Source organism: Zoogloea sp., assembly GCF_041908905.1.
GTDB lineage: Bacteria > Pseudomonadota > Gammaproteobacteria > Burkholderiales > Rhodocyclaceae > Zoogloea.
In genome coordinates this window covers 1-10339 of record NZ_JAYREK010000060.1, presented here as the reverse complement: position 1 = coordinate 10339, position 10339 = coordinate 1, and the positions used below count along the sequence as shown (strand labels likewise).

Here is a 10339-nt window from a genome sequence, read left to right as displayed (position 1 = left end):
CTCGACGCCGTCTCACGCAACCACTGCCGCATTCAGCCTGAGCGAAGTTATCCCAGGCCACGACGCGTCAAGCCGCACCAGCATTTGGCATATAAGGGGGCTTAAGTTGGGAGCATTGCGCCCGGCTGGGCCTGGCGCCGGAGGTGGTCGGCTTCACCGCCGACGAGGACATGAACGACGACCTGCGCAACATGGTCTGGAAGGGCCACTACCTCGGCACCCAGCCCGCCGACGTGATGATGCACGTGCCCGTCGACCCCTACCTCGCCAAGGCCAACGACAAGGTCCGCATCTTCGGCGCCTACCACCGGGAAGCCCTGGCCCTCGCGCGCCGGCCGGAGCGCGTGCGCCAGGCCCCCAGCGGCTCGGCGGCGGTGGCGCTGGAGGTATTCACCCGCGAGAAGATCGGCGTCGAGACTGCGTCCCTGGCCGACTCCTTCCTGCTCGGCGTGCTCAACGGCCGCCTGCGCGACAACGTGGTGCACTTCAAGACCGTCGGCGAGGCCGCCCAGGCCCTCGCCGCCGGCCAGGTGGCGGCGGTGCTGGCCACCCGCGCCGAGCTGGAGGCCGCCCTCAAGGGCCAGCGCGAGCTGCCCGTCGAGCCGGTGAGCTTCCCCGAGCTCAAGGTGGACAGCTGGCCCCTCGGCATGGCGGTGAAGGTCGAGGAGCAGGCCCTTGCCGACGCCATCGCCGCGGCCCTGGCCGAGCTCAAGCGCGACGGCAGCCTGGCGGAGATCTTCCGCCGCCACGGCATCTCCCACCTGCCCGCGTGAGGCCCGCCATGGCAAAGCGCCATCTGCTGTGCGCCGCCCTGGTGGCGGCCTGGGGGGCTGCCGCGCAGGCCGGCCCGCTGGCCTATGTGCCCAACGAAAAGTCCGCCAGCCTCAGCGTCATCGACACCGCCGACGACTCGCGCCGGGCCGACATCCCGGCGGGGGAGCGGCCCCGCGGCATCGCCGCCGGCGGTGGCCGGGTGTATGTCACCGACGGCAAGACCGGCCGCCTGCTGATCATCGACACCGCCAGCGGCAAGCTCATCCGCAGCGTGCCGGTGGGCGCCTCGCCGGAGGGTGTCAGCCTGTCGGCCGACGGCAGGCTGCTGGCGGTGGCGGTGGAGGACGACAACAGCGTGGCGCTCCTCGACGCCGCCGACGGCCGCGAGCTGGCCCGCATCCCGGTGCACGGCAAGAACCCCGAGCACGCGGTGTTCAGCCCCGACGGTCGCCGGCTCTACGTGAGCGCCGAGGAGGCCGAGCAGGTGGACGTCATCGACGTGGCCGCCCGCCGCCAGAGCGCCAGCATTCCGGTGGGCAAGCGCCCGCGGGGCATCGGCTTCCTGCCGGACGGCTCCCGCGCCTACGTGGCGAGCGAGCTGGCGGGCAAGGTCTACGCCATCGACGTGGCCGCCGGCCGGGTGGTGGCCGAGATCCCCGCCGGCCAGTTTCCCAACGGCGTGGCGGTGCATCCGGACGGGCGGCGGGTCTTCGTGTCCAACGGCCGCGACGGCAGCGTCATGGCCATCGACGTGGCGAGCAACACCGTCGTCGCCACTGTCCCGGTGGGCAAGCGCCCGTGGAACATGGCGCTCACCCCCGACGGGGCCAAGCTCTACGTGGCCAACGGCCGTTCGGGCACGGTATCGGTGATCGACACGGCCGGCTACCGCAAGCTCGCCGACGTCCCGGTGGGCGAGTTGCCGTGGGGCGTGGCAATACCATGAACGCCCCGCGCTATACCCTTCCCGCCATGCTCCTCCACTGGGCCCAGGCGGCCATCGTGCTGTGGCTGCTGTGGCGCGGCTGGACCATGCTCGACCTGCCCAAGGGCCCGCTGCGCAGCGCCGCCTACGGGCTGCACAAGTCGTGGGGGCTGATGGCCCTGGGGCTGGTGCTGCTGCGCATGGTGTGGCGCTGGCGCAATCCGCCGCCGCCGGCCCTGGCCGGGGGTTTCGAGGCGGTGCTCGCCCGCGTCGTCCATCGTGGCCTGTACCTCATGCTGCTGCTGGCGCCCCTGGCCGGCTACCTGGCGTCGTCCTTCACGCCTTACGCCGTCAAGCTCTTCGGCGTCGAACTGCCCCGGCTCGGCTGGCCTGACGAGGCGCTCAACGGCGCCTTCAAGGCCGTGCACGTGTTTGCGGTGTGGGCGATTGCCGGGCTGGTCGGCCTGCATGTGGCCGGCGCCCTCAAGCACGCCATCCAGCGCGACGGCACCCTGTCCCGCATGTTGCCGGGGTGGTTGTTCCGTAATTGAACACCTGCTCCAGGGTGGAGCAGGGCAGTTTTGCCCGGGCGCCCCGCGACCTTCGTCGCGAGGGCGCCCGAATTGCTTGCGAGCACCTCGGTCGTTGTCGCGACCACCCTGGCGCTGGTCGGGAGGATCTCCGCCGGTGTCGCGAGGACCCCGGCGCTGCTCGGGACGACCTCGGTGGTCATCGCGAGGACCCGCACGGTCCTCGCGAGTCCCGGCTTACTCCAGCGACAGGATCCAGTGGATCGCCGCCTTCAAGTCGTCGTCGCTGATCTTGTCGGCCGGGTGGGCCATCATCGGCACCTGGCCCCACACGCCGCTGCCGCCCTCGCGGACCTTGGCGAACAGGCGGGCCGGCGCGCCGGCGTCGCCCTTGTACTTCGCGGCGACGTCCTTGTAGGCCGGGCCGACGCGCTTGGTGTCCACCGCGTGGCAGGCCACGCAGCGGGCTTTCTTGACGATGGCTTCGGTGGCGCTGGCGGGGGCGCTGGCGCCCAGGGCGAGCACGGCGACTAGGGCGACTAGGGGGAGCAGGGGTTTGCGGAGGGATGTCTGCATGGTTCGGGTTCCTTGCGGTGGGCGGATCAGACGAGGCCGGCGGCCTCGAGCTGGTCCCATTCGTCGTCGGAGAACAGGCGTGAGCGGGTGATGAAGGCCTTGCCGCTGCCCGCTTCGAGGGAGAAGGTGCCGCCCTCGCCGGCCACCACGTCGACGATCAGCTGGGTGTGTTTCCAGTACTCGTACTGGGCGGCGCCCATGTAGAAGGGCACGCCGCCGATCTCGCCCAGCCGCAGGTCGTAGGGGCCCACGGTGAGGTCGGTGGGCAGATAGCAGTTGGGCGAGCTGTTGTCGCAGCAGCCGCCCGACTGGTGGAACATCAGCGCGGGGCCATGCTTTGCCTGCAGTTCGGCAATCAAAGCCAGCGCCGCCGGGGTGGCGATCACGCGGTTGACCATCGTCCTGTCCTCAAAAAAAGGGGGGCGGTTGCCCGCCCCCGAAGATCATGCCCGCGAGCCAGCGCGGGCAAGCGAAGGAGACTTGCGTGCTCAGAAGAAGCCCAGCTTGTTCTCGCTGTAGCTGACGAGCAGGTTCTTGGTCTGCTGGTAGTGGTCCAGCATGACCTTGTGGGTCTCGCGGCCGATGCCGGATTCCTTGTAGCCGCCGAAGGCCGCGTGGGCCGGGTAGGCGTGGTAGCAGTTGGTCCACACGCGGCCGGCCTGGATCGCGCGGCCCATGCGGTAGGCCACGTTGCCGTTGCGGCTCCACACGCCGGCGCCGAGGCCGTAGGGGGTGTCGTTGGCGATGGCCAGGGCTTCGGCTTCGTCCTTGAAGGTGGTCACGGCCAGCACCGGCCCGAAGATCTCTTCCTGGAAGATGCGCATCTTGTTGTGGCCCTTGAAGAGGGTCGGCTGGATGTAGTAGCCGCCTTCCAGGTCGCCGCCCAGGTGGGCGCGCTCGCCGCCGATCAGGCACTCGGCGCCTTCTTCCTTGCCCAGCTGCAGGTAGGACTGGATCTTCTGCATCTGCACGTCGGAGGCCTGGGCGCCCATCATGGTGTCGGTGTCGAGGGGGCTGCCCTGCTTGATGGCGGCCACGCGCTTGAGCACGCGCTCGATGAACTTGTCGTAGATGGATTCCTGGATCAGCGCGCGGCTCGGGCAGGTGCACACTTCGCCCTGGTTGAAGGCGAACAGCACCATGCCTTCGATGGCCTTGTCGAGGAAGGCATCGTCCTTGTCCATGATGTCGGCAAAGAAGATGTTGGGCGACTTGCCGCCCAGCTCCAGGGTGGCCGGGATCAGGTTGTTGGCGGCGGCCTGGGCGATCACGCGGCCGGTGGCGGTGGAGCCGGTGAAGGCGATCTTGGCGATGCGCTTGCTGGTGGCCAGCGGCATGCCGGCTTCGCGGCCCAGGCCATTGACGATGTTCAGCACGCCCGGCGGCAGCAGGTCGGAGATCAGGTCGGCCAGGATCAGGATCGAGATCGGGGTGGATTCGGCGGGCTTCAGCACCACGCAGTTGCCGGCGCCGAGGGCCGGGGCCAGCTTCCAGGCGGCCATCAGAATCGGGAAGTTCCAGGGGATGATCTGGCCGACCACGCCCAGCGGCTCGTGGATGTGGTAAGCCATGGTGTTCTCGTCGATCTCGGAGATGCCGCCCTCCTGGGAGCGCAGGCAGCCGGCGAAGTAGCGGAAGTGGTCCACCGCCAGCGGGATGTCGGCATTCAGCGTCTCGCGGATCGGCTTGCCGTTATCGACGGTCTCGGCATAGGCCAGCAGCTCGAGGTTCTGCTCCAGGCGGTCGGCGATCTTCAGCAGGATGTTGGAGCGGGTGGCCGCATCGGTCTTGCCCCACTTGGGGAAGGCGGCGTGGGCGGCGTCCAGGGCCAGCTCGATGTCTTCGGCGGTGGAGCGGGCGGCCTGGGTGTAGACCTTGCCGTTCACCGGGGTCACCACGTCGAAGTATTCGCCCTTCACCGGGGCGGTCCATTGGCCGTTGATGAAGTTGTCGTAGCGGGCCTTGTAGTTGATCTTGGCGCCAGCGGTACCGGGGGCAGCGTAAAGCATGTCTTTGTCTCCTGCGTTTTGGTTTGGATCGAACGGGTTTCTGCGTTGTTGCTCAAGGGCGGTGGCTGTTCCGCCGGCCCTCGTGGCAATCATTAGTGCATAGCCCGTGCCATGCTGCAAGCCGGGCCCGTTGCGGTTTTAAAACCTCATATAAATCAATGGGGTGGATGTTTCGATGGCACGCCGCGCGGCGCCTTTCGGGCGGCGTCGATGCTTCAGGCTGCAGCAGCCGTTCAAATGTGGAGCAGTGGCCTCCTGTTGCGCTGCTCAATTTCCATTGGCAAATGCCGAAAAACCGGGCATTCAGGTAATGCGTGCGCTCCGACGGGCGCGCCATGCCCCTTGCCGACAGCGGGGGAGGGGGCGCCGACGCGGGCCCCGCCTTTCATTGCCGCCCGTCCCCCCGGGCGCGTCGGAGGCGGCTTTCGCGCCGGATCTAGCCGTGCTGCCGGCATGTGCTGACGATGGTGAGGAATTTCGCGGTATCGGTGCGCGGCCGCAAGAAAAAAACAAAGACGCTGCTAAGATGAGTGCAGTCGTTGTGAGGTTTCCTGGGCTCTATCCAGCATTTTTCCCGACTCCGTGTGCGGGCCGGGATGCGAGGTGGTCTACAGCATGAACAAGGCAGCTCCCAGGAGACACACGAGTCACCGGCTCCCGCCCTGGATCGTGCTGATCCTGAGCCTCGCCACGATCGGCATGATCCTCGGCGTCGATCTCCGCGCCACCCACGAAGATCTCACCCAGCGCGAGGGCGAACGCCTCGCCCACGCGGCCGACGTGGTCGGCAGCACCCTCTCCCGCAGCCTCCAGTCCACCACCGTGGCCCTTGACGCCATCGCCCCCGACCTCCTGCTGCTTCTGGCCGGCAGGGACGAGGTGGACGACGTCAACCGGCGCATGGAGTTCATGGTGTCCGCCATGATCGGCGTGCGCACGCTGCTCCTCGTCGATGCCGGCGGCACCGTGCTGGCCAGCAACCGCTCCACGCTGATCGGCCTCAACTTCCAGAACGACGACCGCTACCAGGCGATCCGCGATGACCCGAAGCCCGGCAAGCTGTACATCTCGCCGCCCTTCGTCACCTCCCACGGCGTGTTCACCATCACCGCGGGCAAGGCCGTGATGCGCCCCGACGGCAGCTTTGCCGGCTACGCGGTGGCGGCGATCGACCCGGACTACTTCAGCATGCTGCTCGAAGCCTCGATCTACGCCCCGGACATGCGCACCCTGCTCATCCACGGCGCCGGCCGGGTCATCCACTGCGTACCGCGGGACGCCCGCATCCTGGGGAGCGATCTCAACGCCCGCAGCGACTCCCTGTTCAGGCGCCACATGCAGAGCGGCGAGCGCAAGTCCCTGATCAACGGCATGACGGCCATTACCGGCGAAAACCGCCTGGCCGCGTTCATATCGGTGGCCCCCGTGGCCAGCCCGGCGGACCAGGCCCTCGTGGTGTCCCTCAGCCGCGACCTCGACGCGGTGTATGCCCCCTGGCAGCGCGACCTGCTGGTGCGCAGCCTGCTGTTCGGCATGCTGGCGCTCATCTCGGTGGCCGGCCTGGGGGTGTTCCAGCGCCACCAGTGGCGCAACGAGGCCCAGCTGGCCGCCGAGGAGGCCGAGCGCGAGCGGCTGGAGGAAGCCCTGCACGCCGACCGCCAGTACCTGGCCGATGTGGTGTGGGGCACCGACGCCGGCACCTGGGAATGGAACCTGCAGACCGGAGCCATCCACGTCAACGAGCGCTGGGCCGGCCTGCTCGGCTACACCCTCGAAGAGCTGTCGCCGTTTTCCGCGGAAACCTGGCGCAGCCTCACCCATCCCGACGAACACAAGATGATCGACGGCCTCGTCGGCCAGCTCATCGCCGGCCGCATCGACTCCGTCGAGGTCAAGACCCGGCGCCGCCACAAGGACGGCCACTGGGTGTGGATCCTCGACCGCGGCCGCGCCGTCGAGCGCGACGCCAACGGCCAGGCGCTGCGCCTCGCCGGCGCCAATCTCGACATCAGCGCCATCCAGACCGCGTTGCACTACGCCCGCAGCCTGCTCGAGGCCAGCCTCGACCCGCTCATGACAATCGGCCTCGACGGCCGCATCATGGACGTCAACGAAGCCGCCGAAAACCTCACCGGCCTGCCGCGCGACGCCCTCATCGGCCGCGACTTTGCCGACTGCTTCACCGACGCCGAGCACGCCCGCGAGGGCTGGCAGCAGGTTTTTGTGGCCGGCCGCGTGCGCGACTACCCGCTCACCCTCAAGCACGTGGACGGCGCCCTCACCGAGGTGCTCTACAACGCCAGCGTCTTTCGCGACGAGAACGGCAACGTTGCCGGCGCCTTCGCCGCCGCCCGCGACGTGACGCCCCTGCGCGAAACCCAGCGCCGGCTCGAACGCACCAACGCCGAAGGGCAGATGCTGCGCCGCATGAGCGACATGCTGCAAAGCTGCCAGGCGGTGGACGAGGGCGTCACCATCATCGAGGCCGGCCTGCAGCAGCTTTTCCCCAGCGCCACCGGGCGCATCTTCACCATCGACGCCTCCGGCCACCTCCTGATGGAAGTCTCCCGCTGGGGCCAGGACCGCGTGGACCACGTCGCCGTGCTCACCCCCACCGACTGCTGGGCGCTGCGCCGCAGCCACGTGCACGACTTCGGCTACGCCCACTCCATCACCCCCCGCTGCCTGCACTGCGCGAGCGACACGTCCATCTACCTGTGCCTGCCGCTGCAAGCCCAGGGCCAGCCCCTCGGCGTCATCCATCTGATCCCCTCCGGCGATCCCGACACCCTGGCCCGCGAACGCGAGCTGGCCGAAACCGTTGCCGACAGCCTCAGCCTCGGCCTCGCCAACCTGCGCCTGCGCGAAAACCTGCAAACCCTGTCGATGCGCGACCCCCTCACCGGCCTCTACAACCGCCGCTTCATGGAGGAGGGCCTCCAGCGCGAGATCAGCCGCGCCGCCCGCGCCCAGCGCCACCTCGCCGTGGCCATGCTCGACCTCGACCACTTCAAGCGCTTCAACGACGACTACGGCCACGACGCCGGCGACGCCGTGCTCACCGCCTTCGCCAGCCTCATGCTGGGCTTCCGCACCGGCAGCGACATCGCCTGCCGCTACGGCGGCGAAGAGTTTCTGCTGGTGCTCACCGACATCGACCGCGATCACGCCCGGCAGCGCCTGGACGACTTCCGCAACTCCGTCACCCGCCTCGTGCTGCACCACCGCGGGCAGGCCCTGCCCGGCATGACCGTGTCCATCGGCCTCGCCCTGTTCCCCGACCACGGCCGCCACGCCGCCGAACTCGTCACCGCCGCCGACCAGGCCCTCTACCGCGCCAAGCACAGCGGCCGCAACCGCGTCGTGCTGGCCGGCGAGGGGGACGAGGGCGATGCCACCCACGACAACGCGCCCGCCGCGCCCGCCGAGGCCGACTGACCCCCTCCCGAAGGCTTCCACAGCCATCGCGAGCTTCTCGGCACGGTCGACAACATCCTTTGCAGCCCTGCAAAGGTTTTCATCATAGTAAAAACCCTTGATCACCCGTCTGTGATCAAGGGTTTTTACTATGTTATGAAGGGTCGCAGGCCGGCGACTCATCATCGCCGCGCCGTAACCCATGGTTGCATGCCTGTAACCCTTCATCGCAACGCTGCAACCCATGGTCACAGCCCTGCAACCCATGGTTGCCCGCCTGCGGAGAAACATCGCAAGCCTGTTGAGAAGCATCGCAAGCCTGCGACCCTTCGCTGCACTCCAGCGATCATCGATGCACCGCCCCCCGTCGATGATCGCAAGCCCGCCAAGATGCACCGTCGCCCAGCAACCGGGCATGCCAGGCGCCGCAAGGTCCTCGACACCGCCGTGGCCCATCACCCCCGCCGGCCGCCCCGAAGTCCGGCCGCTGCGGCCAGACATTTCAATTTACCGGTCCGGCATTTCAATTAAAGCTTGTATGAGTATGGTGTACGCATTATTCTGACGCCCTGGCCATCCACAGCCCGGCCGCTCAACTTGAAGGAGACACCATGCCCAAAAGCCGCGTCAGCGCCAAGGAACTCCAGGAGGACATCGACGCTTTCTACGCCCTCAAGCTCATCACCGACTACAAGTCCCACGACCCCAGCGCCACCGTCGAAGCCATCGCCCCCGTGGTTGAAAAGATCCGCGCCAAGCAGGAAGCCCTCATCGCCCACCAGGTCGCCCTCGACGCCCTGCGCGACGAACTCAACGCCGCCGGCGTCGAACTCCACGGAAAGATGGGCGTCGCCAAGAACCAGGTCCGCGCCCAGTACGGCGACGACTCCAACGAAATCGCCTCCCTCGGCCTCAAGAAGAAATCCGAGCACAAGATCCGCCGGCCGAAGCCCGCGAAGACGGAGGCGTGAGGAAGCAGAGACTGCCCGAAATGAGCCCGCGGAAGCGGGCTTTTTGATGAGGGTGGGGTAGGATGAGGGGGTATGTGGGGTGGGTGGTGTCTAAAGGAAAGTGAGGGGCGGCATTCGGCCAGATGCGGCCGGTCGTCATCCGATCCAAATAGTCGTCATTCGGGCTTGACGTATGCTATATGCCTACTTTCCACATAATCAGAACCCACTATGTTGATGACTGCGGCTTTTCCTGTTTTCCATTTTGCGTTGTGTATAGCTCCTGCTTCTAAACAGTAACTTGCAAAACATGTTCTTCGGTACTTCGATGTTGTGCGGCAGAGCTGTCGCCCTAAAAAGTTATTCGTCATGGAATGCAGATTCTGGGCACCTCGAATAACCCGAGGTTGTCAGTAAATCCCACCGCGCAACGATGATCGCGACCGAATCTGGTTCAATTCCTTCGGCAAATCACCGCCTTCTTCGGCGGTGCCGTCCCGTTTTTGCCTCGAATCGCCTCGGGCTGCGGCGATTCGGCCCATTTCGGGCGTCAGAAGGCCTTGATTCCGGCTTTCTGGAAATAAACCGGCCGCTTCAGGTTGTAGCAGGCCGCCATCATCGTCATCGCAAAGTTCGCCCGCGCCTGGCCGATGGTGCAAAGCAGCTTGCCGCCCATCTGGTCGATGGCCCCGAACACATGTTCGACCCGCGCCCGCGTCTTGGCGATGCGCTTGTTGCGCCGCTGCTGACACTCGGACAGCGGCTTGTTGCGATGGCCCTTGCGCTGGATCTGGTTGCGGAAGCCGTTTTCCTTCAGCCAGGCTTCGCGCTCCGCAGACGGGTAGCCCCGGTCGGCATAGACGTCCCGGCTGGTGTTGACGGTGTCGAAGACGTTGTCGAAGTGCTGGCTGTCGTGGGTGCTCGCGGTGTCGGTCTCGATCTTGCGGATGATCTTGTATTTCTTGTCGACGTTGATGGAGAGCTTGTAGCCGAAGTGGCTCTTGCCGTGCTTCTTGGTCCAGGTGGCGTCGAGGTCCTTCTGGCGCCGCTTGGCGGGCTTCCAGCCGGCCGGCATTGCGCCTTGCTCGATGAGCGCCTTCTCGCCCCGACTGGTGTGCTGCTTGGGCGCCGGCACCAGGGTCGCGTCGATGATCTGCC

The 10339-nt window shown here is 67.1% G+C and carries 9 protein-coding genes; 5 read left to right on the top strand and 4 right to left on the bottom strand.

Translation table 11 applies throughout. The features are described 5' to 3' along the window. Positions 1 to 143: 143 nt before the first annotated feature. From ACE3OU_RS18415 to ACE3OU_RS18405, 3 genes are read left to right on the top strand one after another with little or no spacing between them, the layout of a single operon-like run. Positions 144 to 773 carry an ABC transporter substrate-binding protein gene (locus tag ACE3OU_RS18415; RefSeq protein WP_374243016.1) on the top strand — a complete coding sequence of 210 codons (630 nt, stop codon included), beginning with the start codon at positions 144 to 146 and terminating at the stop codon, positions 771 to 773. Between the two features lie 8 nt (positions 774 to 781). Next, on the top strand, positions 782 to 1720 hold the full coding sequence (locus ACE3OU_RS18410; protein WP_374243015.1) for a beta-propeller fold lactonase family protein: 939 nt from the start codon (positions 782 to 784) through the stop codon (positions 1718 to 1720). Beyond that, the gene (locus ACE3OU_RS18405) at positions 1717 to 2250 is read left to right on the top strand and encodes a cytochrome b (protein ID WP_374243014.1); all 534 of its coding nucleotides are present in this window, start codon (positions 1717 to 1719) and stop codon (positions 2248 to 2250) included. The genes ACE3OU_RS18410 and ACE3OU_RS18405 overlap by 4 nt, the downstream gene beginning before the upstream one ends. A gap of 216 nt (positions 2251 to 2466) precedes the next feature. Here ACE3OU_RS18405 and ACE3OU_RS18400 read toward each other — a convergent pair whose 3' ends face one another. The 3 genes from ACE3OU_RS18400 to ACE3OU_RS18390 form a co-directional block, all read right to left on the bottom strand. After that, the gene (locus ACE3OU_RS18400; protein ID WP_374243013.1) at positions 2467 to 2805 is read right to left on the bottom strand and encodes a c-type cytochrome; all 339 of its coding nucleotides are present in this window, start codon (positions 2803 to 2805) and stop codon (positions 2467 to 2469) included. Positions 2806 to 2831: 26 nt separating this feature from the next. After that, on the bottom strand, positions 2832 to 3203 hold the full coding sequence (locus tag ACE3OU_RS18395; RefSeq protein WP_374243012.1) for a DUF779 domain-containing protein: 372 nt from the start codon (positions 3201 to 3203) through the stop codon (positions 2832 to 2834). 90 nt (positions 3204 to 3293) lie between these two features. After that, positions 3294 to 4814 (bottom strand): aldehyde dehydrogenase family protein, encoded by a 1521-nt coding sequence (locus tag ACE3OU_RS18390; RefSeq protein ID WP_374243011.1) that lies wholly within the window; start codon positions 4812 to 4814, stop codon positions 3294 to 3296. A gap of 615 nt (positions 4815 to 5429) precedes the next feature. Between ACE3OU_RS18390 and ACE3OU_RS18385 the strand changes: the two genes are divergently transcribed. Both ACE3OU_RS18385 and ACE3OU_RS18380 read left to right on the top strand, forming a co-directional pair. Next, entirely contained in the window at positions 5430 to 8252 is a 2823-nt protein-coding gene (locus ACE3OU_RS18385; protein ID WP_374243010.1) for a diguanylate cyclase, read from the top strand. A gap of 590 nt (positions 8253 to 8842) precedes the next feature. After that, complete coding sequence (locus tag ACE3OU_RS18380; RefSeq protein WP_374243009.1) at positions 8843 to 9202, top strand: hypothetical protein; 360 nt, start codon at positions 8843 to 8845, stop codon at positions 9200 to 9202. A gap of 529 nt (positions 9203 to 9731) precedes the next feature. On the opposite strand, the gene ACE3OU_RS18375 is transcribed toward ACE3OU_RS18380, so the two are convergent. After that, the coding region (locus ACE3OU_RS18375) for an IS5 family transposase (protein WP_374243008.1) at positions 9732 to 10339 on the bottom strand (608 nt) is incomplete at its 5' end.